This is a genomic window from Candidatus Nitrotoga sp. 1052 (genome assembly GCF_927312905.1).
GTDB lineage: Bacteria > Pseudomonadota > Gammaproteobacteria > Burkholderiales > Gallionellaceae > Nitrotoga.
Genome location: NZ_CAKMHQ010000030.1, coordinates 64,015 through 81,415 on the forward strand (window position 1 = coordinate 64,015; position 17,401 = coordinate 81,415).

The 17,401-nt window shown below is 48.0% G+C and carries 31 protein-coding genes; all 31 read left to right on the top strand.

From position 1 onward, the window contains the following. Positions 1–22 precede the first annotated feature (22 nt). Positions 23–2,119: an elongation factor G gene (gene fusA / locus MJ768_RS06835; protein ID WP_239289310.1), complete on the top strand. Its 2,097-nt coding sequence runs from the start codon at positions 23–25 to the stop codon at positions 2,117–2,119. Positions 2,120–2,166: 47 nt separating this feature from the next. Beyond that, on the top strand, positions 2,167–3,357 hold the full coding sequence (gene tuf, locus MJ768_RS06840; protein ID WP_239289265.1) for an elongation factor Tu: 1,191 nt from the start codon (positions 2,167–2,169) through the stop codon (positions 3,355–3,357). A gap of 90 nt (positions 3,358–3,447) precedes the next feature. After that, positions 3,448–3,759, top strand: coding sequence for a 30S ribosomal protein S10 (gene rpsJ / locus MJ768_RS06845; protein WP_239289312.1), 312 nt, complete (start codon positions 3,448–3,450; stop codon positions 3,757–3,759). Between the two features lie 57 nt (positions 3,760–3,816). Continuing rightward, complete coding sequence (rplC, locus tag MJ768_RS06850) at positions 3,817–4,461, top strand: 50S ribosomal protein L3 (protein ID WP_239289314.1); 645 nt, start codon at positions 3,817–3,819, stop codon at positions 4,459–4,461. Then, positions 4,461–5,087: a 50S ribosomal protein L4 gene (rplD, locus tag MJ768_RS06855; RefSeq protein WP_239289316.1), complete on the top strand. Its 627-nt coding sequence runs from the start codon at positions 4,461–4,463 to the stop codon at positions 5,085–5,087. The genes rplC and rplD overlap by 1 nt, the downstream gene beginning before the upstream one ends. After that, positions 5,084–5,401 carry a 50S ribosomal protein L23 gene (gene rplW / locus MJ768_RS06860; RefSeq protein WP_239289318.1) on the top strand — a complete coding sequence of 106 codons (318 nt, stop codon included), beginning with the start codon at positions 5,084–5,086 and terminating at the stop codon, positions 5,399–5,401. The genes rplD and rplW overlap by 4 nt, the downstream gene beginning before the upstream one ends. 3 nt (positions 5,402–5,404) lie before the next feature. Continuing rightward, the gene (gene rplB, locus MJ768_RS06865) at positions 5,405–6,232 is read left to right on the top strand and encodes a 50S ribosomal protein L2 (protein ID WP_239289320.1); all 828 of its coding nucleotides are present in this window, start codon (positions 5,405–5,407) and stop codon (positions 6,230–6,232) included. Positions 6,233–6,243: 11 nt separating this feature from the next. After that, complete coding sequence (gene rpsS, locus MJ768_RS06870; protein WP_239289322.1) at positions 6,244–6,528, top strand: 30S ribosomal protein S19; 285 nt, start codon at positions 6,244–6,246, stop codon at positions 6,526–6,528. A 9-nt stretch (positions 6,529–6,537) separates the two neighbouring features. Then, positions 6,538–6,867 (top strand): 50S ribosomal protein L22, encoded by a 330-nt coding sequence (gene rplV / locus MJ768_RS06875; RefSeq protein ID WP_239289433.1) that lies wholly within the window; start codon positions 6,538–6,540, stop codon positions 6,865–6,867. A 7-nt stretch (positions 6,868–6,874) separates the two neighbouring features. Continuing rightward, positions 6,875–7,588, top strand: coding sequence for a 30S ribosomal protein S3 (gene rpsC, locus MJ768_RS06880; protein WP_239289324.1), 714 nt, complete (start codon positions 6,875–6,877; stop codon positions 7,586–7,588). Next, a complete protein-coding gene (gene rplP / locus MJ768_RS06885; protein ID WP_239289335.1) occupies positions 7,572–7,988 on the top strand; it encodes a 50S ribosomal protein L16 in 417 nt (138 codons plus the stop codon). The genes rpsC and rplP overlap by 17 nt, the downstream gene beginning before the upstream one ends. 2 nt (positions 7,989–7,990) lie before the next feature. Beyond that, positions 7,991–8,185 (top strand): 50S ribosomal protein L29, encoded by a 195-nt coding sequence (gene rpmC, locus MJ768_RS06890; RefSeq protein WP_239289337.1) that lies wholly within the window; start codon positions 7,991–7,993, stop codon positions 8,183–8,185. After that, on the top strand, positions 8,182–8,445 hold the full coding sequence (gene rpsQ, locus MJ768_RS06895) for a 30S ribosomal protein S17 (RefSeq protein WP_239289348.1): 264 nt from the start codon (positions 8,182–8,184) through the stop codon (positions 8,443–8,445). The genes rpmC and rpsQ overlap by 4 nt, the downstream gene beginning before the upstream one ends. Positions 8,446–8,615: 170 nt before the next feature. Further along, complete coding sequence (gene rplN, locus MJ768_RS06900) at positions 8,616–8,984, top strand: 50S ribosomal protein L14 (RefSeq protein ID WP_239289350.1); 369 nt, start codon at positions 8,616–8,618, stop codon at positions 8,982–8,984. A gap of 50 nt (positions 8,985–9,034) precedes the next feature. Continuing rightward, on the top strand, positions 9,035–9,349 hold the full coding sequence (rplX, locus tag MJ768_RS06905; protein ID WP_239289352.1) for a 50S ribosomal protein L24: 315 nt from the start codon (positions 9,035–9,037) through the stop codon (positions 9,347–9,349). A gap of 12 nt (positions 9,350–9,361) precedes the next feature. Continuing rightward, entirely contained in the window at positions 9,362–9,901 is a 540-nt protein-coding gene (gene rplE / locus MJ768_RS06910; protein WP_239289361.1) for a 50S ribosomal protein L5, read from the top strand. Positions 9,902–9,908: 7 nt separating this feature from the next. Continuing rightward, positions 9,909–10,214, top strand: coding sequence for a 30S ribosomal protein S14 (rpsN, locus tag MJ768_RS06915; RefSeq protein WP_239289371.1), 306 nt, complete (start codon positions 9,909–9,911; stop codon positions 10,212–10,214). Between the two features lie 10 nt (positions 10,215–10,224). Further along, the gene (gene rpsH, locus MJ768_RS06920; RefSeq protein WP_239289373.1) at positions 10,225–10,620 is read left to right on the top strand and encodes a 30S ribosomal protein S8; all 396 of its coding nucleotides are present in this window, start codon (positions 10,225–10,227) and stop codon (positions 10,618–10,620) included. A gap of 10 nt (positions 10,621–10,630) precedes the next feature. Next, complete coding sequence (gene rplF, locus MJ768_RS06925) at positions 10,631–11,164, top strand: 50S ribosomal protein L6 (protein ID WP_239289375.1); 534 nt, start codon at positions 10,631–10,633, stop codon at positions 11,162–11,164. A 12-nt stretch (positions 11,165–11,176) separates the two neighbouring features. Beyond that, a complete protein-coding gene (gene rplR / locus MJ768_RS06930; RefSeq protein WP_239289377.1) occupies positions 11,177–11,533 on the top strand; it encodes a 50S ribosomal protein L18 in 357 nt (118 codons plus the stop codon). A 34-nt stretch (positions 11,534–11,567) separates the two neighbouring features. Further along, positions 11,568–12,068, top strand: coding sequence for a 30S ribosomal protein S5 (gene rpsE / locus MJ768_RS06935; protein WP_445082529.1), 501 nt, complete (start codon positions 11,568–11,570; stop codon positions 12,066–12,068). Positions 12,069–12,072: 4 nt separating this feature from the next. Beyond that, positions 12,073–12,282: a 50S ribosomal protein L30 gene (gene rpmD / locus MJ768_RS06940; protein WP_239289379.1), complete on the top strand. Its 210-nt coding sequence runs from the start codon at positions 12,073–12,075 to the stop codon at positions 12,280–12,282. Continuing rightward, positions 12,283–12,717 carry a 50S ribosomal protein L15 gene (gene rplO / locus MJ768_RS06945; protein ID WP_239289381.1) on the top strand — a complete coding sequence of 145 codons (435 nt, stop codon included), beginning with the start codon at positions 12,283–12,285 and terminating at the stop codon, positions 12,715–12,717. Continuing rightward, positions 12,717–14,048 carry a preprotein translocase subunit SecY gene (gene secY / locus MJ768_RS06950; protein ID WP_239289383.1) on the top strand — a complete coding sequence of 444 codons (1,332 nt, stop codon included), beginning with the start codon at positions 12,717–12,719 and terminating at the stop codon, positions 14,046–14,048. The genes rplO and secY overlap by 1 nt, the downstream gene beginning before the upstream one ends. After that, positions 14,048–14,266: a translation initiation factor IF-1 gene (gene infA, locus MJ768_RS06955; protein WP_173054602.1), complete on the top strand. Its 219-nt coding sequence runs from the start codon at positions 14,048–14,050 to the stop codon at positions 14,264–14,266. Before secY ends, infA begins: the two co-directional genes overlap by 1 nt. A gap of 30 nt (positions 14,267–14,296) precedes the next feature. Next, the gene (gene rpmJ, locus MJ768_RS06960) at positions 14,297–14,413 is read left to right on the top strand and encodes a 50S ribosomal protein L36 (RefSeq protein WP_239289393.1); all 117 of its coding nucleotides are present in this window, start codon (positions 14,297–14,299) and stop codon (positions 14,411–14,413) included. A gap of 70 nt (positions 14,414–14,483) precedes the next feature. Then, positions 14,484–14,849 (top strand): 30S ribosomal protein S13, encoded by a 366-nt coding sequence (gene rpsM, locus MJ768_RS06965; protein ID WP_239289403.1) that lies wholly within the window; start codon positions 14,484–14,486, stop codon positions 14,847–14,849. 19 nt (positions 14,850–14,868) lie between these two features. Further along, positions 14,869–15,258, top strand: a complete 390-nt coding sequence (rpsK, locus tag MJ768_RS06970; RefSeq protein ID WP_173054608.1) for a 30S ribosomal protein S11 — start codon at positions 14,869–14,871, stop codon at positions 15,256–15,258. Positions 15,259–15,273: 15 nt separating this feature from the next. Next, positions 15,274–15,903 carry a 30S ribosomal protein S4 gene (gene rpsD / locus MJ768_RS06975; RefSeq protein WP_239289412.1) on the top strand — a complete coding sequence of 210 codons (630 nt, stop codon included), beginning with the start codon at positions 15,274–15,276 and terminating at the stop codon, positions 15,901–15,903. A gap of 17 nt (positions 15,904–15,920) precedes the next feature. After that, positions 15,921–16,892 (top strand): DNA-directed RNA polymerase subunit alpha, encoded by a 972-nt coding sequence (locus MJ768_RS06980; RefSeq protein ID WP_239289414.1) that lies wholly within the window; start codon positions 15,921–15,923, stop codon positions 16,890–16,892. A 12-nt stretch (positions 16,893–16,904) separates the two neighbouring features. Next, positions 16,905–17,297 carry a 50S ribosomal protein L17 gene (gene rplQ, locus MJ768_RS06985; protein WP_239289416.1) on the top strand — a complete coding sequence of 131 codons (393 nt, stop codon included), beginning with the start codon at positions 16,905–16,907 and terminating at the stop codon, positions 17,295–17,297. Positions 17,298–17,401: the final 104 nt, after the last annotated feature.

Below are 17,401 nucleotides of genomic sequence, written 5' to 3' on the forward strand. Positions count from 1 at the left end.
TTTTATAAGTTAGGTAATTATTGTGGCACGGAAAACATTAATCGAGCGATATCGAAATATCGGCATTAGCGCACATATAGACGCGGGTAAAACTACGACCACTGAGCGTGTATTGTTTTACACGGGTGTATCGCACAAGATCGGCGAAGTACATGATGGCGCCGCTGTGATGGACTGGATGGAGCAGGAGCAGGAGCGGGGTATTACCATTACTTCGGCTGCGACGACTTGTTACTGGAAGGGTATGGACTCCACCTTGCCTGAGCATCGTATTAACATCATTGATACGCCGGGGCACGTTGACTTCACTATTGAAGTTGAGCGATCAATGCGCGTGCTGGATGGTGCATGCATGGTGTATTGCGCTGTGGGTGGTGTACAGCCGCAGTCCGAAACAGTGTGGCGGCAAGCCAATAAGTATGGTGTGCCGCGTTTGGCCTTTGTTAATAAGATGGATCGCTCTGGTGCGAATTTCTTTAATGTGTACGAACAAATGCGTGCTCGCTTGCGTGCCAATGTGGTGCCGATTCAATTACCGATTGGCGCAGAGGAAAAGTTCGAGGGTGTAATTGACTTAGTGCGGATGAAGGCGATTTACTGGGATGAGGCTTCTCAGGGTATGAAGTTTGAGTTGCGTGATATTCCCGCCAATCTGCTTGCGGTAGCGCAAGAGTGGCGTGCGAAGATGGTAGAGAGTGCTGCCGAGGCAACCGAAGAGATGATGAACAAGTATCTCGAGGAAGGTGACTTGTCCGAAGTTGAGATTAAGCAATGCTTGCGCATCCGTACAATTGCCAGTGAAATAGTGCCGATGTTATGTGGTTCTGCCTTCAAAAACAAGGGCGTGCAGGCCATGCTGGATGCGGTGGTCGACTATCTGCCTGCACCGACTGACATTCCGCCAGTTAAGGGTGAGTTGGAAAATGGGGCGATGGGAGAACGTAAGGCAAATGACGATGAGCCGTTTTCTGCGTTGGCGTTTAAAATCATGACCGACCCATTTGTGGGGCAGTTGATTTTCTTCCGCGTGTATTCTGGTCAGTTGAAAGCGGGCGATACAGTTTACAATCCGATCAAGGGCAAGAAAGAACGCATTGGCCGTATCTTGTTGATGCATGCTAACGAGCGAGAAGAGATCAAAGAGGTTTTTGCAGGTGATATAGCTGCTGCGGTGGGCTTAAAAGAAGCGACTACGGGAGAGACTTTGTGTGATCCGGCCAATGTGATTACGTTGGAGCGCATGATATTCCCTGAGCCGGTAATTCATATTGCTGTTGAGCCGAAGACTAAGGTCGACCAAGAAAAGATGGGCATGGCGCTGAATCGCTTGGCGAAAGAGGATCCGTCTTTCCGCGTACATACTGACTTGGAGTCCGGTCAAACCATCATTTCTGGTATGGGTGAGCTGCACTTGGAAGTTTTGGTTGAGCGCATGAAGCGTGAATTCAGCGTGGAGGCGAATGTTGGCGCGCCGCAAGTTGCTTACCGCGAAGCGATACGTAAGATGGTTGAAGTTGAGGGCAAGTTCGTTAAGCAATCGGGTGGACGCGGCCAATTTGGCCATGTATGGCTAAAAATTGAGCCAAATGAAACGGGCAAGGGCTTTGAATTTGTGGATGCCATTAAGGGTGGGTCGGTTCCGCGAGAATTTATCCCGGCAGTAAAAAAAGGATTGGAAGATACATTGCCGAATGGTGTGTTGGCGGGCTTCCCCGTGGTGGATATTAAAGTTACCCTGTTTGATGGCTCTTACCACGATGTAGACTCCAATGAAAACGCATTTAAGATGGCTGCTTCTATGGGCTTCAAAGACGGTATGCGTAAGGCAAGCCCGGTGCTGCTTGAGCCGATGATGTCGGTTGAGGTGGAAACCCCAGAAGATTACACAGGCACGGTAATGGGTGATTTGTCATCCCGTCGCGGTATGGTTCAAGGTATGGAAGACATGATCGGCGGTGGAAAGATCGTGAAGGCCGAAGTTCCTTTGGCAGAGATGTTCGGTTATTCAACTGCGTTGCGTTCCGCAACCCAAGGTCGGGCTACATACACAATGGAATTTAAGCATTACACCGAAGCGCCAAAAAATGTGGCTGAAGCGGTGATGAGTAGTAGGAAATAGTTTCAAGATAACTCATGAACCGTCAAATAATCAAGGAACTTTAAATCATGGCAAAGAGTAAATTTGAGCGTACCAAGCCGCACATAAATGTAGGCACGATTGGTCACGTTGATCATGGCAAAACCACCCTGACTGCAGCGATTACCACAGTGCTGTCCAAGAAATTTGGCGGCGAGGCTAAAGCCTATGACCAGATTGACGCAGCGCCGGAAGAAAAGGCGCGCGGCATCACCATTAACACCGCTCACGTCGAGTATGAAACGGCTGGCCGTCACTACGCCCACGTAGACTGTCCTGGTCATGCGGATTACATTAAAAACATGATTACCGGTGCTGCGCAGATGGACGGCGCTATCTTGGTAGTGTCTGCCGCCGATGGCCCCATGCCGCAAACGCGAGAACATATTCTGTTGGCGCGTCAAGTGGGCGTACCCTACATCATCGTCTACATGAATAAGGCCGACATGGTGGATGACCCTGAGCTGCTCGAGCTGGTCGAAATGGAAGTGCGTGAACTTCTTACCAAATACGACTTTCCTGGTGACGATACCCCGATTATCATTGGTAGTGCGCTCAAGGCCTTGCAGGGTGACCAGTCCGAAATTGGCGAACCTTCCATCTTTCGTTTGGCCGAGGCGCTTGATGCCTACATACCTCAGCCTATGCGCGTCATGGACGGCGCCTTCCTGATGCCCGTCGAAGACGTCTTCTCCATCTCCGGCCGTGGCACCGTGGTGACTGGCCGGGTGGAGCGTGGCGTCGTCAAAGTGGGCGAAGAAATTGAAATCATCGGCCTCAAGCCCACTATTAAAACCATCTGTACCGGCGTGGAAATGTTCCGCAAGCTGCTCGACCAAGGTCAGGCTGGCGATAACGTTGGGATACTGTTACGTGGCACCAAGCGTGAAGAAGTCGAACGAGGTCAAGTTCTGGCCAAGCCTGGCTCCATTACCCCGCATACCAAATTTTCAGCCGAAATCTACGTTCTCAGCAAAGACGAAGGTGGTCGTCACACCCCATTCTTCCAAGGCTACCGTCCGCAATTCTACTTCCGAACTACCGACGTAACGGGTGCGGTTGAACTGCCGGCTGGCACTGAAATGGTGATGCCGGGAGACAACGTGTCGGTGACGGTGAACTTGATTGCGCCAATCGCGATGGAAGAAGGTCTGCGTTTCGCGATACGTGAAGGTGGTCGCACCGTTGGTGCCGGTGTGGTAGCTAAGGTGATTGAGTAATAGTACGTGCAATAAGATGTCAAATTATTGTATAATAGTTTGTTAATCCGCAGTTGCGGCAATAGCTACAAAAAAGTAGAGTAAAAATTTATGAAAAGTCAGAATATCCGCATACGCCTGAAAGCATTTGATTATCGTCTGATTGATCAGTCCGCATCTCGTATCGTAGAGACTGCGAAGCGCACTGGAGCGGTGGTAAAAGGTCCAATTCCTCTACCTACTAAAATTGAGCGTTTTGACGTTTTGCGTTCTCCGCACGTCAATAAGACCTCGCGCGATCAATTTGAGATTCGCACACATCTGCGTATGCTGGACATTGTTGACCCGACCGAGAAAACCGTAGATGCGCTAATGAAGTTGGACTTGCCTGCGGGCGTGGATGTCGTGATTAAATTACAGTAGTTGTAGTAAATGGATCGGCTGGCCAATTGTAGTCAGCCCCTTAAGAAGGATATAAAAATGAGCTTAGGACTTGTCGGTCGAAAGATTGGCATGACCCGCATTTTTACCGACGACGGAATATCTCTGCCGGTAACAGTGTTGGACGTGTCCAATAATCGCATTACCCAGATTAAAACCTTTAATACCGATGGCTATAGCGCAGTGCAAATTGCGTATGGTGTGCGACGTGCAAGTCGTGTAACGAAAGCGGCGGCAGGCCATTTTGCTAAAGCGGGCGTGGTGGCGGGTAGTGTGCAAAAAGAATTTACTGCGACCCCTGATGAATTGAGCGGTCTGCAGGCGGGTGGTGTGCTGAGCGTAGATCTATTTAAAGTTGGCCAGAAAGTGGACGTGACTGGTGTTACTCTGGGTAAGGGATTTAGCGGTGTAATCAAACGTCACCATTTTAGTTCTGGTCGTGCCACGCACGGTAATTCCAAATCTCACAATGTGCCTGGTTCTATTGGTATGGCGCAAGATCCGGGGCGCGTGTTTCCAGGTAAGCGCATGGCTGGGCATCTTGGTGATGTGCAGCGTACTGTGCAAAACCTCAAAATAGTCCGCATCGACATCGATCGTCAACTATTGTTGATAATGGGTGCTGTTCCTGGCTCAAAGGGCGGGGACGTTGTTGTGCGTCCAGCAGTAAAGGCGGGCGCATAATGGAACTTAAGGTTATTGATGGTAAAGGCTTGGTGAGCGCCAGTATGTCAGCCTCCGATGAGCTGTTTGGTCGCGAATACAACGAGGCGCTGATTCATCAGGTGGTGATCGCATATCAGGCCAATGCTCGTTTTGGCAATAGCAAGCAAAAAGGCCGTAGCGAAATTGCGAAGAGCACGCGTAAGCCTTGGGCGCAAAAAGGCACTGGCCGTGCCCGTGCTGGTATGGCATCTAGCCCATTGTGGCGTGGCGGCGGTAAAATTTTTCCGAACAGTCCGGACGAAAATTACACTCAGAAGGTTAACCGCAAGATGTACCGCGCTGGCTTGGCTTCTATTTTTTCGCAGCTGGTGCGCGAGAATCGTTTGACGGTGGTAGATAACCTGACACTTGAGGCGCCAAAGACAAAGTTATTAGCGCAGAAAATGCTGGATATGGGTTTTGATTCAAGCCGTGTACTGATTATTGTCAGTGATATTGATGATAATCTATATCTATCTTCGCGTAATTTGCCAAATGTGCTTGTGTTAGAAGCTCGTCTGGCGGATCCAGTTAGTTTGGTGCGTTTCCCAAAAGTACTTGTGACGCTCGATGCTATGAGGAAAATTGAGGAGATGCTGACATGAGTAACCAAAAATTCAGCCAAGAGCGCTTGATGAATGTTTTGCAAGCACCTCAGATATCAGAAAAGGCTACATATGTCGCTGAGAAATACGAGCAAGTAATCTTTCGTGTGGACTCTACTGCTACGAAGCCAGAAATTAAAGCTGCTGTCGAGTTGATGTTCAAGGTGGATGTCGAGAGCGTTCAAGTTGCCCTTGTCAAGGGTAAGCAAAAACGTTTCGGCAAGTTCATGGGCCGGCGGAAGAATTGGAAGAAGGCATATGTATGCCTCGCGCCTGGTCAGAAAATCAATTTTGCTGAGAGTGAGCAAGGATAAATTATGGCACTGATCAAACTTAAACCAAGTTCTCCGGGGCGACGCGCTGTTGTGCGTGTGGTCAATAGTGATCTGCATAAGGGGAAACCCCATGCTCCGTTGCTGGAAAAAAAGAACAGAACGGCTGGTCGTAACCATAATGGACATATCACCGTCCGTCATATGGGTGGCGGGCATAAAAAGAATTATCGTATAGTTGATTTTAAGCGTGATAAAGATAGTGTTTCGGCTACTGTTGAGCATTTGGAATATGACCCGAACCGTAGCGCGCATGTGGCGCTCTTATGCTACGCCGATGGTGAGCGCCGTTACATAATCGCCCCTAAGGGTGTGACGGTGGGCGCTCAATTGGTGAGCGGTTCAGAAGCTCCAATTAAGGCGGGGAATGCCTTGCCGTTGCGCAATATTCCTGTAGGTTCGACTATACACTGCATCGAAATGATGCCAGGTAAGGGTGCGCAGTTGGCACGTTCGGCGGGTGCTTCAGTGCAACTGTTGGCTCGCGAGGGTGGGTACGCGCAATTACGTTTGCGTTCCGGCGAAATTCGTAAAGTTCATGTGGATTGTAAGGCTACTATTGGTGAAGTGGGTAATGCTGAGCACAGCTTGCGTTCTATCGGTAAGGCTGGCGCGATGCGTTGGCGGGGAGTGCGGCCGACCGTGCGTGGTGTGGCGATGAATCCTGTCGATCACCCGCATGGAGGTGGTGAAGGAAAGACTGCTGCTGGTCGCAACCCGGTCAGTCCATGGGGTGTGCCAGCTAAGGGCTTTCGTACACGTCGCAACAAGCGCACCAGCGGCATGATAGTTCGCCGCCGCTTTCAGACTTAAGGGGTAAAAATATGGCACGTTCCATTAAAAAAGGTCCATTCGTCGACGCTTACTTAGTAAAAAAAATTGAAGCTGTTCGCGCCAGCAGTGATAAGCGACCGGTGAAAACTTGGTCACGTCGGTCTACGGTCTTGCCTGAATTTGTCGGTTTGACCATTGCTGTGCATAACGGCAAGCAGCATATTCCTGTGTATATCTCCGAGAACATGGTGGGACACAAGCTTGGTGAATTCTCGTTGACCCGCACTTTCAAAGGGCACGCTGCTGACAAAAAAGCAGTGGTCAAGAAAAAATAAGGAGGCATGATGAACACAATCTCAGTAGTAAAGGGTGTTCGCCTGTCGGCTCAGAAGGGCCGTTTGGTGGCTGATCAGATTCGTGGCTTGCCAGTTAATAAGGCCTTAAATACACTAGCTTTTAGTCCAAAAAAGGCTGCTGCGATTATTAAAAAGGGCTTGGAGTCTGCAATCGCTAATGCTGAGCACAATGATGGTGCTGACATTGACGATCTAAAGGTCGCTACTATCTATGTAGATAAAGGAGCCTCGCTGAAGAGGACGTCGGCTCGCGCCAAGGGACGAGGCAATAGCATCGAAAAGCAGACCTGTCACATTACGATTATCGTCGGGAGCTAAAGCAGATATGGGACAGAAAATTCATCCAATCGGTTTCCGATTGAGCGTTCAGAAAAACTGGACTTCAAAGTGGTACGCTAACAGCAAGAATTTTGCCGGAATGCTTCTTAAGGATATTGAAGTACGTGATTACCTAAAGAAAAAACTTTTCGGTGCGGGTGTATCCAAGATCGTCATTGAACGGCCGGCCAAGAATGCTAAAATTACAATTTATACTGCTCGGCCTGGTGTAGTGATCGGCAAGAAGGGTGAAGATATTGAAGCCCTGCGGGCTGAACTGAGAAAACGCATGGGGTTGCCCGATGTCGCACTAAACATTGAGGAAGTGCGTAAGCCCGAAATTGATGCTCAGCTGATTGCGGAAAGCATTACCTCGCAGTTGGAAAAGCGCATCATGTTCCGTCGTGCCATGAAACGGGCTATGCAGAATGCGATGCGTCTGGGTGCTCAGGGCATCAAGATTATGAGTGCTGGCCGCCTTAATGGAATCGAAATTGCGCGAACTAAGTGGTATCGCGAAGGGCGTGTGCCATTGCATACTCTGCGTGCTAATATTGATTATGGCACCGCTGAGGCTAAAACTACTTATGGCATTATTGGCGTAAAGGTTTGGGTTTACAAGGGTGATCATACTGGAGTGGAAGAAGTATCCGTGCCGATAGCATCTGAACCTGAAAAAAGAGTAAGAAAGTCGGGGGCAAAACATGCTACAGCCAGCTAGAAGAAAATATCGCAAGGAGCAAAAGGGGCGTAATACCGGCATTGCGACACGAGGCAATAAGGTTAGCTTTGGTGAATTTGGTCTCAAGGCCATTGCCCGTGGTCGCCTAACGGCACGCCAGATAGAGGCAGCGCGGCGCGCCATGACGCGCCATATTAAGCGTGGTGGACGTATTTGGATTCGAATTTTTCCTGACAAGCCGATTTCGCAAAAGCCTGCTGAAGTGCGTATGGGTAATGGAAAGGGTAATCCGGAGTATTATGTTGCTGAAATTCAGCCTGGCAAAATGCTGTATGAAATGGATGGCGTTGACGAGATAATAGCGCGTGAAGCGTTCCGTTTGGCTTCTGCTAAGTTGCCTATTGCCACGACGTTTGTAATTAGACAGGTAGGGGCATAATAATGAAAGCAAAAGAGTTAAGAGTGAAATCCATAACGGATCTAGATCAAGAGTTGCTATCCTTGACCAAAGCGCAGTTCGGCTTGCGTATGCAGGTGGCAACACAGCAGTTGAGTAATAATAGCCAGCTTCTCAAGATGCGTCGTGACATTGCTCGCGTGAAAACCATATTGACTGAAAAGGGTGCTCAACAATGAGTACAACAAATTTAAAACGAACACTGACTGGCATGGTTGTAAGCGATAAGATGGACAAAACGGTTACCGTACTGGTTGAGCGCAAGATTAAGCACTCGCTGCTGGGCAAGGTATTGCGTGTATCGAAAAAATACCACGCGCATGATGAAAAAAATGAGTTTCATCAGGGTGATTTAGTTGCTATAGAAGAATGCCGTCCACTGGCTAAAACCAAGAGTTGGCGTGTGACCAAGCTGGTCGAAAAATCTCAAGCGGTTTAATTTATTTTATAGCTAAATGAGCAATTTTAATTGCATTTTATGCTTGTGTTATTTGGTAATCTTGCATATACTGTAAAGCTTCGTTTCATTGCTGCTTTGGTTGCGGCGACCTAACCCGAACGGGTTCCAAGACTGGCCGCCGTCATGCGGATAAAGTTGGAGTATAAATTATGATACAAATGCAATCTGTTTTGAGCGTAGCCGACAATACTGGCGCACGTTCTGTTATGTGCATCAAAGTGCTGGGTGGTTCCAAGTGTCGATATGCGGCCATTGGGGATGTAATTAAGGTTAGCATAAGAGATGCTGCACCACGTTCCCGCGTGAAGAAGGGTGAGGTATACAGTGCCGTGGTGGTGCGTACTGCAAAGGGTGTGCGTCGTCCAGATGGATCTTTGATAAAGTTTGATGGTAATGCCGCGGTTCTGCTGAATGCGAAGCTTGAGCCGATCGGTACTCGAATCTTTGGCCCGGTTACGCGTGAATTGCGTACTGAGCGATTCATGAAAATTGTGTCACTCGCCCCTGAGGTTCTGTAAACGGCGGGAATTATTGTAAGTGACGATATAACGCAGCCTAAGGAAGAGTCATGCGCAAGATTAAAAAAAATGATGATGTGATTGTCATTGCTGGAAAAGACAGAGGTAGTCGTGGCAGTGTGCTGCGTGTGCTTGGTGATCGTTTGCTGGTAAGTGGCGTTAATATGGTTAAAAAACATCAAAAGCCCAATCCCGTAAAGGGATTGGCGGGTGGTATCGTGGCCATGGAGATATCGATCCATGCCTCAAATGTTGCTATTTACAACGCGACGTCAAAAAAGGCTGATCGTGTGGGTATTAAAGTGCTAGAAGATGGTCGCAAAATGCGCGTCTTTAAGTCAAGTGGCGAAGTGATTGGCGCGTAAAGGGGGAATGGCATGGCTCGTCTATATGATTTTTACAAAGCTACGGTAGCTCCAGAGCTGATGAAGCAGTTTGGCTACAAGTCCATAATGGAAGTGCCGCGCATAGAAAAGATCACTCTAAATATGGGTGTGGGTGAGGCGGTCGCAGACAAGAAAGTAATGGAGCATGCTGTTGGCGATATGCAGAAAATTGCTGGTCAAAAGCCGGTGGTGACTAAATCCAAGAAGTCTATTGCAGGTTTTAAGATTCGTGAAAACTATCCTGTCGGGTGCAAGGTTACCTTGCGTAAAGCACGCATGTATGAGTTCCTGGATCGCTTGGTAACAGTGGCTATCCCACGTATACGCGATTTTCGTGGTATTTCAGGGAAAGCTTTCGATGGTCGTGGCAATTACAATATGGGTATCAAGGAGCAGATCATCTTCCCGGAGATTGAGTATGACAAAATTGATGCATTGCGTGGCATGAATATTACTATTACTACTAGTGCGAAGACCGATGATGAGGCGCGTGCGCTTCTCTTGGCTTTCAAATTTCCGTTGAAGAACTGAGGGCAAAATGGCTAAAGCAGCTGTCATTAATCGCGAACAAAAACGTCGCGACATTGTAAAAAAATACTCCATTAAGCGTTCTGAGCTGTTGGCAACAATCATTAACGCTAAATTAAGTGATGAGGATCGTCATGTTGCGCGCCAGAAGCTGCAGGCTCTTCCGCGAAACGCTAGTCCTGTGCGCTTGCGTAATCGTTGCTCGCTAACTGGACGTCCGCGTGGTGTTTTCAGCAAGTTTGGTCTGGGTCGTATCAAGTTGCGCGAATTTGTAATGCGCGGCGAGGTCCCTGGTGTAATCAAGGCAAGCTGGTAGGAGTGAATCTATGAGTATGAGTGACCCGATCTCCGATATGCTGACGCGAATTAGAAATGCTCAGATGGCGGAAAAAATAAATGTAAAGATGCCTTCTTCCAAGCTAAAGGTGGCGATTGCCCAAGTGCTGCAGGATGAGGGTTATGTAGAAGGGTATAATGTTTCTGGCGTAGGTGGTAAGCCTACGTTGGAAATTGGCCTGAAATATTATGCAGGACGACCGGTGATTGAAAAGATTCAGCGAGTAAGTCGTCCTGGTCTGCGCATGTACAAAGGTTGCGATGATATACCTAACGTCATGAACGGCTTGGGTATTGCCATTGTGTCTACCTCAAAAGGGTTGATGACTGACCGCAAAGCACGTGCAAACGGAATTGGTGGCGAAGTGTTGTGTATAGTCGCGTAACGGGGTAATTATGTCTAGAGTCGCTAAAAATCCTATAGCTTTGCCTGCTGGTGTCGAAGTGACACTGATTCCCAATGAGGTTTCTGTTAAAGGCCCGTTGGGAACAATGAAACAAGTGCTGAGCAACGATGTTGTTGTGCAGCGTGAGGGCGAGGAGTTGCTGTGTAAAGCTAGTAATGAATCTGCGAAAGCGGATGCTATGTCTGGCACTATACGTGCACTGATTGCTAATATGGTACAAGGTGTGACCAAGGGTTTCGAGCGCAAACTGACCTTGGTTGGCGTTGGTTATCGTGCTCAAGCTACTGGTGATACTCTTAATCTGACTCTTGGTTTTTCCCACCCTGTGGTTTATAAGGTCCCTGTTGGTGTGACAGTTTCGACGCCGACTCAAACTGAAGTTGTATTAAAGAGCACAAATAAACAACAGGTCGGTCAAGTCGCCGCTGAGATTCGCGCGTTCCGTGAACCTGAGCCCTACAAGGGTAAGGGGGTTCGTTATGCCGAAGAGGTGGTGAAGTTGAAAGAAACTAAGAAAAAATAATTGAGGCGGATAATGTTTATCAAGAATGATGCGCGTCAGCGCAGGGCTCGTAAAACGCGTGCCAAAATAGCTGGTCAAAAGTCGATTCGTTTGGCGATACGTCGCAGCAATCTGCACATTTACGCTCAGGTTATTTCTGCTTGCGGCAGCAAAGTGTTAGCGAGTGCTTCCACTTTAGAGGCGGAGGTACGAAAAGAGTTTGCTAATGGGGGCAATATCGCTGCGGCCATGCTGGTGGGAAAGCGTATTGCTGAAAAAGCCAGAAGCGCTGGTATTGCCGAAGTTGCTTTCGACCGTTCTGGCTATAAATATCACGGTCGCGTAAAGGCTCTTGCTGCTGCGGCACGTGAGCATGGCTTGAAGTTTTAACTTGAGGTGAATGATGGCTAAAGCGCAGGGTAGAATGCAACAATCGGAAGATCGTGGTGATGGTCTTATCGAGAAGATGATTTCGATCAATCGTGTAACCAAGGTGGTGAAGGGGGGTCGCATTATGGGATTTGCCGCGCTAACTGTGGTTGGAGATGGTGATGGTCGTATTGGTATGGGCAAGGGAAAATCTAAAGAGGTGCCGGTTGCCGTGCAAAAATCGATGGAAGAGGCACGTCGAAAAATGATAAATGTTAATTTAAATAAAGGCACTCTGCATCATACGGTGATTGGCCGTCACGGCGCTGCAAAGGTGTACATGCAGCCTGCATCAGAAGGGACTGGAATTATTGCTGGTGGCGCAATGCGTGCTGTGTTCGAGGCAGTAGGTGTGCATAACGTATTGGCTAAATGTATTGGTTCGAGTAACCCATACAACGTAGTGCGCGCAACTCTGAATGGGCTGCAGGCTATCAATTCTCCGTCTGAAATTGCTGCCAAGCGTGGTATGAGCATAGAAGAAATTCAGGGGTAAGGTAATGGAACAGTCTCAACAGAAAGTAAAAGTAACAGCGGGAAAGCTTCACGTAACTCTGGTTAAAAGCGTGATCGGTACCAAAGAATCGCATCGTGCGTGTGTGCGCGGACTAGGTCTGCGCCGTCTGAATCATACCGTCATAGTGGAAGATACGCCAGCTGTACGGGGCATGATTAATAAGGTTTATTACTTGGTTAAGTGCGAGGCATAAATGCAACTCAATAAAATTAAACCCGCAGAAGGTTCTACTCACGTTAAGCGTCGCGTTGGACGTGGTATTGGTTGTGGCCTGGGCAAAACTTGTGGCCGTGGTCATAAAGGTCAAAAATCGCGTTCTGGTGGTTTTCATAAGGTTGGTTTTGAAGGTGGTCAGATGCCGCTGCAACGTCGTTTACCTAAGCGTGGTTTTATTTCTTTGACTCGTTATGACAGCGCTCAAGTCCGCTTATCCGACTTGGAAAAAATGGCAGTTGACGTTATTGATTTGTTGGCATTGAAGCAAGCTGGTGTTGTGCCTGCTGCAGCACTGGTCGCTAAGGTAGTGATGTCTGGCGAGATCAAGCGTTCTGTGAAATTACAAGGTTTGTTACTTACCAAAGGTGCGCGTGCTGCAGTTCAAGCTGCTGGCGGTAGCATTGCAGAGTAATGGTGGGCTCTGTGAATGCGGTGGCTAAAAAGCGTTTAAATAATGGAAAATATGGCGATCTTGGCCGCCGTTTATGGTTTTTGTTGGGTGCATTGGTAGTTTACCGTATAGGAGCGCATATACCGGTGCCGGGTATAGACCCTGTGGTGCTGGCCGATTTGTTCAATTCGCAAAAGAGCGGCATTTTAGGCATGTTTAATATGTTTTCTGGCGGTGCTCTCTCGCGCTTTACGATTCTTGCGCTGGGTATCATGCCATACATATCCGCTTCCATTATCATGCAGCTGGCCACACATGCAGTGCCGCATCTGGAACAGTTGAAGAAAGAGGGCGAGGCGGGGCGTCGTAAGATTACTCAGTACACTCGCTATGGCACATTGGCGCTAGCTCTTTTCCAAGCTTTTGGCATGTCTGTGGCACTGCAATCACAAGCTGGGTTGGTGTTGCATCCAGGGATGATGTTTCAGATGACTACGGTAATTACCTTGTTATCTGGCACAATGTTTTTAATGTGGTTGGGGGAACAAATTACTGAGCGTGGCTTGGGAAATGGTATATCTCTGATTATTTTTGCTGGTATTGCTGCTGGATTGCCTAACGCAATTGGTAGTACCCTGGAGCTAGCGCGTACCGGTGCGTTCTCCATACCGCTTGTGTTATTGTTGCTATTTGGTTCGATTGGAATAACTGCGTTGGTTGTTTTTGTTGAGCGCGGTCAGAGAAAAATTCTCGTCAATTACGCCAAGCGACAGGTGGGAAATAAAGTTTATGGCGGTCAAAGTTCGCATTTGCCATTGAAGGTGAATATGGCTGGCGTGATTCCGCCGATTTTTGCCTCAAGCATTATTTTATTCCCGGCGACTTTAGCTGGCTGGTCTGCTAGCGGTCAAGGATTGACTTGGTTGAAGGATATCAGTGATATGCTGTCGCCTGGTCAGCCGATATATGTAATGCTGTATGCGGCGGCAATCATTTTCTTCTGTTTTTTTTATACTGCACTGGTCTTCAATCCAAAAGAAACGGCAGAGAATCTCAAGAAAAGTGGAGCTTTTTTGCCTGGGATTCGTCCGGGCGATCTGACTGCACGATACATTGAAAACATTATGCTGCGCTTGACTTTGGTTGGCGCGGTGTATGTGACGCTGGTATGCTTGTTGCCGGAGTTTCTGGTTGTAAAGTGGAACGTGCCATTCTACTTTGGCGGTACCTCGTTGTTAATTATGGTGGTGGTGACTATGGATTTTATGGCACAAGTTCAATCCTATCTGATGACGCATCAGTATGAAAGCTTGTTAAAGAAGGCAAATTTTAAGGGTGGATTGATTCGCTGATGGCCAAGGAAGATGCGATGCAAATGCAGGGGGAGGTTGTAGAATCTCTTCCCAATGCAACATTTCGTGTGAAACTTGAAAATGGTCATATTGTGTTGGGTCATATATCCGGTAAGATGCGTATGCACTATATTCGTATTTTGCCTGGAGATAAGGTTACAGTTGAACTGACACCTTATGACTTGACCAAAGGGCGCATTACGTTTCGCGCCAAGTAGTTGTTGCGTATAAGTACTGAGGAGATAGAAATGAAAGTGCAAGCATCGGTAAAAAAAGTTTGTCGTAATTGTAAAATTGTACGGCGTAAAGGGGTGGTACGCGTGATCTGTAGTAGTGATGCACGCCACAAGCAACGCCAGGGCTAAGTGAGGGTGAGGCAAGCCTCTCTCTCAAGTGGTAATTTTTTAATGCCTTTTTAAACGATAGGGTAGTTGCATGGCTCGTATTGCAGGGGTAAACATTCCAAATCACCAACACACTGTAATCGCTTTGACCGCGATCTATGGTGTCGGTAACACTCGGGCGCGTAAAATTTGCGCCGCTGTCGGAGTAAATGCCGCCACCAAAATAAAAGATCTCGCTGATGCGGAAATGGATAAGTTGCGCGATGAGGTCGCCAAATTTACGGTGGAAGGTGATTTACGTCGAGAAATCTCGATGAATATAAAGAGGTTGATGGACCTGGGTTGTTATCGCGGTTTGCGTCATCGCCGTGGTTTGCCAGTGCGAGGACAGCGGACACGCACTAATGCTCGCACTCGCAAGGGTCCGCGCAAGTCTGTTGCTGGCGCCAAGAAGTAATTTTCGAGAGGATTTGAGCATGGCTAAAACAAACACGCGAGTGCGCAAGAAAGTCAAAAAGAACGTAGCCGAGGGTATCGCCCATGTGCATGCTTCTTTTAACAATACTATTGTGACAATTACCGACCGTCAAGGGAATGCCTTGGCTTGGTCTACTAGTGGCAGCAATGGTTTTAAAGGCTCGCGTAAAAGCACGCCGTTTGCAGCGCAAATTGCTGGTGAGACTGCCAGTAAAGCAGCCCAAGAATGTGGCGTAAAGAACCTTGAGGTGCGCATAAAAGGTCCCGGCCCTGGTCGTGAATCGGCAGTGCGCGCTTTAAATGCGGCAGGTTTTAAAATCACCAGCATTTCTGACATTACGCCAGTTCCGCACAATGGTTGCCGTCCGCCAAAAAAGCGTCGTATCTAATCTTAGGAGATAGCCTTGGCTAGAAATCTTGATCCAAAGTGCCGTCAGTGCCGTCGTGAAGGCGAAAAACTGTTTCTGAAGGGCGAAAAATGTTTTACCGACAAATGTGGGGTTGAGCGTCGTGCTTATCCACCAGGCCAGCACGGGCAAAAGAAAAATACCCGTCTGTCTGATTACGGCGGCCAGTTGCGCGAAAAACAAAAAGTTCGTCGTATTTATGGCATGCTCGAGCACCAGTTTCGTTTGACCTATCGCTCTGCAGAAATACAGCGCGGCATCACAGGTGAAAATTTATTGCAGTTGCTGGAATCACGCCTAGATAATGTGTCCTACCGCATGGGTTTCGGTGCATCACGTTCTGAAGCACGTCAAGTAGTCCGCCACAATGGTATCTTGGTGAATGGCAAGCGTGTCAATATTCCGTCCTATCAGGTTCGTACCGGTGATGTGGTCGAGATAGCAGACAACGCCAAGATGCAGTTGCGCGTTAAAGCGGCATTGCAGGCAGCCGAGCAACGCGGTTTCCCAGAATGGGTTGAGGTTGATACTAAGGCTATGAAGGGTACATATAAGTCTAAGCCTCAACGTTCAGAGTTGCCTGCTTCTATTAACGAGCATCTTATTGTCGAGTTGTATTCCAAGTAATTCATGCGGAGTCGGTTATGCATAACAATGATTTTCTGAAACCCCGCATTATCGAAGTGCAAAGAGTTTCCAGCATGCAGGCTAAAATTGTGATGGAGCCTTTTGAACGTGGCTACGGGCATACACTTGGCAATGCCCTGCGCCGCATACTATTGTCTTCCATGCCGGGCTATGCTCCCACCGAGGTCAAGATTGCTAGCGTGCTACATGAATACTCCTCTATTGATGGCGTGCAGGAAGATGTAGTAGAAATCTTGCTTAACTTAAAGGGAGTAGTGCTTAAGCTTCATAATACTAATGTAGCGATGCTGACTCTTAAGAAAGAAGGTGTGGGCGTGGTGACGGCAGGTGATATCATCGTCGATGCTGACACTGAGGTGATTAATCCTTCTCACGTCATCGCCCACCTGACTGCGGGCGGCAAGATAGACATGGAAATTAAGGTCGAGCAAGGTCGGGGCTACGTATCAGCCATTGCGCGTCAGGCACCAATTGAAAATCGCGCAGTTGGGCATATCGCTCTTGATGCATCTTTTAGCCCAGTGAGCCGTGTAAGCTATGCGGTTGAAAGTGCGCGTGTAGAGCAGCGTACTGATTTGGACAAGCTGATAATGGAAATTGAAACTAATGGTGCCATTGATCCTGAAGAAGCTATTCGTTATGCGGCCCGTATATTAGTTGAACAGTTTTCAGTATTTGCTGCATTGGAAGGCACGCCAGCGCCTGTTGAGAAACCACAAACTCCTAAGGTTGATCCGATGTTGTTGCGCCCAGTAGACGATTTGGAGCTGACTCCGCGTTCATCCAATTGTCTTAAGGCACAAAGTATTCATTATGTTGGGGATTTAATTCAGAACACTGAAAATGATTTGCTACGTACCCCTAACTTGGGCCGTAAATCTTTGAACGAAATTAAGCAGGTGCTGGCTGAGCATGGTCTATCATTGGGAATGAAATTGGAAAATTGGCCAGTGACTATTGAGAAGTAAGAAAGGATAATTATGCGTCACCGTTTAGGACTAAGAAAACTTAATCGTACCAGCAGTCATCGTTTGGCAATGCTGCGCAATATGATAGCTTCTTTGCTGCGTCATGAGGTTATAAAGACCACGCTGCCTAAGGCAAAGGAACTACGTCGTGTAGCTGAGCCGATCTTGACTCTGGGTAAGAATCCTAGTTTGGCTAACCGCCGCTTGGCATTTGCGCGGCTGCGCGACCGCGAAATGGTAACTAAATTGTTCGATGAGCTCGGCCCACGTTATGCAACTCGCAATGGAGGTTATTCACGTATTTTGAAATTTGGTTTTCGCAAAGGGGACAATGCGCCAATGGCGTTGATAGAGTTGCTAGATCGGCCGTCGGAATCCCAGCTTGTTGAAGTTGAAACAAAGTAATAAAAATAAATAATCAATAAAAAAGCCGGACTAGTCCGGCTTTTTTATTGAGGCGGATTCAACTCTGAAGTGCAACTTTTGTAAGTGAATTTAGGTGGCGAGCT

What these genes read in the sequence shown, in the direction of transcription:
- tuf (WP_239289265.1), top strand. Translation starts at nt 2,167, where the DNA reads ATGGCAAAGAGTAAATTTGAGCGTACCAAGCCGCACATAAATGTAGGC.
- rpsJ (WP_239289312.1), top strand. Translation starts at nt 3,448, where the DNA reads ATGAAAAGTCAGAATATCCGCATACGCCTGAAAGCATTTGATTATCGT.
- rplC (WP_239289314.1), top strand. Translation starts at nt 3,817, where the DNA reads ATGAGCTTAGGACTTGTCGGTCGAAAGATTGGCATGACCCGCATTTTT.
- rplD (WP_239289316.1), top strand. Translation starts at nt 4,461, where the DNA reads ATGGAACTTAAGGTTATTGATGGTAAAGGCTTGGTGAGCGCCAGTATG.
- rplW (WP_239289318.1), top strand. Translation starts at nt 5,084, where the DNA reads ATGAGTAACCAAAAATTCAGCCAAGAGCGCTTGATGAATGTTTTGCAA.
- rplB (WP_239289320.1), top strand. Translation starts at nt 5,405, where the DNA reads ATGGCACTGATCAAACTTAAACCAAGTTCTCCGGGGCGACGCGCTGTT.
- rpsS (WP_239289322.1), top strand. Translation starts at nt 6,244, where the DNA reads ATGGCACGTTCCATTAAAAAAGGTCCATTCGTCGACGCTTACTTAGTA.
- rplV (WP_239289433.1), top strand. Translation starts at nt 6,538, where the DNA reads ATGAACACAATCTCAGTAGTAAAGGGTGTTCGCCTGTCGGCTCAGAAG.
- rpsC (WP_239289324.1), top strand. Translation starts at nt 6,875, where the DNA reads ATGGGACAGAAAATTCATCCAATCGGTTTCCGATTGAGCGTTCAGAAA.
- rplP (WP_239289335.1), top strand. Translation starts at nt 7,572, where the DNA reads ATGCTACAGCCAGCTAGAAGAAAATATCGCAAGGAGCAAAAGGGGCGT.
- rpmC (WP_239289337.1), top strand. Translation starts at nt 7,991, where the DNA reads ATGAAAGCAAAAGAGTTAAGAGTGAAATCCATAACGGATCTAGATCAA.
- rpsQ (WP_239289348.1), top strand. Translation starts at nt 8,182, where the DNA reads ATGAGTACAACAAATTTAAAACGAACACTGACTGGCATGGTTGTAAGC.
- rplN (WP_239289350.1), top strand. Translation starts at nt 8,616, where the DNA reads ATGATACAAATGCAATCTGTTTTGAGCGTAGCCGACAATACTGGCGCA.
- rplX (WP_239289352.1), top strand. Translation starts at nt 9,035, where the DNA reads ATGCGCAAGATTAAAAAAAATGATGATGTGATTGTCATTGCTGGAAAA.
- rplE (WP_239289361.1), top strand. Translation starts at nt 9,362, where the DNA reads ATGGCTCGTCTATATGATTTTTACAAAGCTACGGTAGCTCCAGAGCTG.
- rpsN (WP_239289371.1), top strand. Translation starts at nt 9,909, where the DNA reads ATGGCTAAAGCAGCTGTCATTAATCGCGAACAAAAACGTCGCGACATT.
- rpsH (WP_239289373.1), top strand. Translation starts at nt 10,225, where the DNA reads ATGAGTATGAGTGACCCGATCTCCGATATGCTGACGCGAATTAGAAAT.
- rplF (WP_239289375.1), top strand. Translation starts at nt 10,631, where the DNA reads ATGTCTAGAGTCGCTAAAAATCCTATAGCTTTGCCTGCTGGTGTCGAA.
- rplR (WP_239289377.1), top strand. Translation starts at nt 11,177, where the DNA reads ATGTTTATCAAGAATGATGCGCGTCAGCGCAGGGCTCGTAAAACGCGT.
- rpsE (WP_445082529.1), top strand. Translation starts at nt 11,568, where the DNA reads ATGCAACAATCGGAAGATCGTGGTGATGGTCTTATCGAGAAGATGATT.
- rpmD (WP_239289379.1), top strand. Translation starts at nt 12,073, where the DNA reads ATGGAACAGTCTCAACAGAAAGTAAAAGTAACAGCGGGAAAGCTTCAC.
- rplO (WP_239289381.1), top strand. Translation starts at nt 12,283, where the DNA reads ATGCAACTCAATAAAATTAAACCCGCAGAAGGTTCTACTCACGTTAAG.
- secY (WP_239289383.1), top strand. Translation starts at nt 12,717, where the DNA reads ATGGTGGGCTCTGTGAATGCGGTGGCTAAAAAGCGTTTAAATAATGGA.
- infA (WP_173054602.1), top strand. Translation starts at nt 14,048, where the DNA reads ATGGCCAAGGAAGATGCGATGCAAATGCAGGGGGAGGTTGTAGAATCT.
- rpmJ (WP_239289393.1), top strand. Translation starts at nt 14,297, where the DNA reads ATGAAAGTGCAAGCATCGGTAAAAAAAGTTTGTCGTAATTGTAAAATT.
- rpsM (WP_239289403.1), top strand. Translation starts at nt 14,484, where the DNA reads ATGGCTCGTATTGCAGGGGTAAACATTCCAAATCACCAACACACTGTA.
- rpsK (WP_173054608.1), top strand. Translation starts at nt 14,869, where the DNA reads ATGGCTAAAACAAACACGCGAGTGCGCAAGAAAGTCAAAAAGAACGTA.
- MJ768_RS06980 (WP_239289414.1), top strand. Translation starts at nt 15,921, where the DNA reads ATGCATAACAATGATTTTCTGAAACCCCGCATTATCGAAGTGCAAAGA.
- rplQ (WP_239289416.1), top strand. Translation starts at nt 16,905, where the DNA reads ATGCGTCACCGTTTAGGACTAAGAAAACTTAATCGTACCAGCAGTCAT.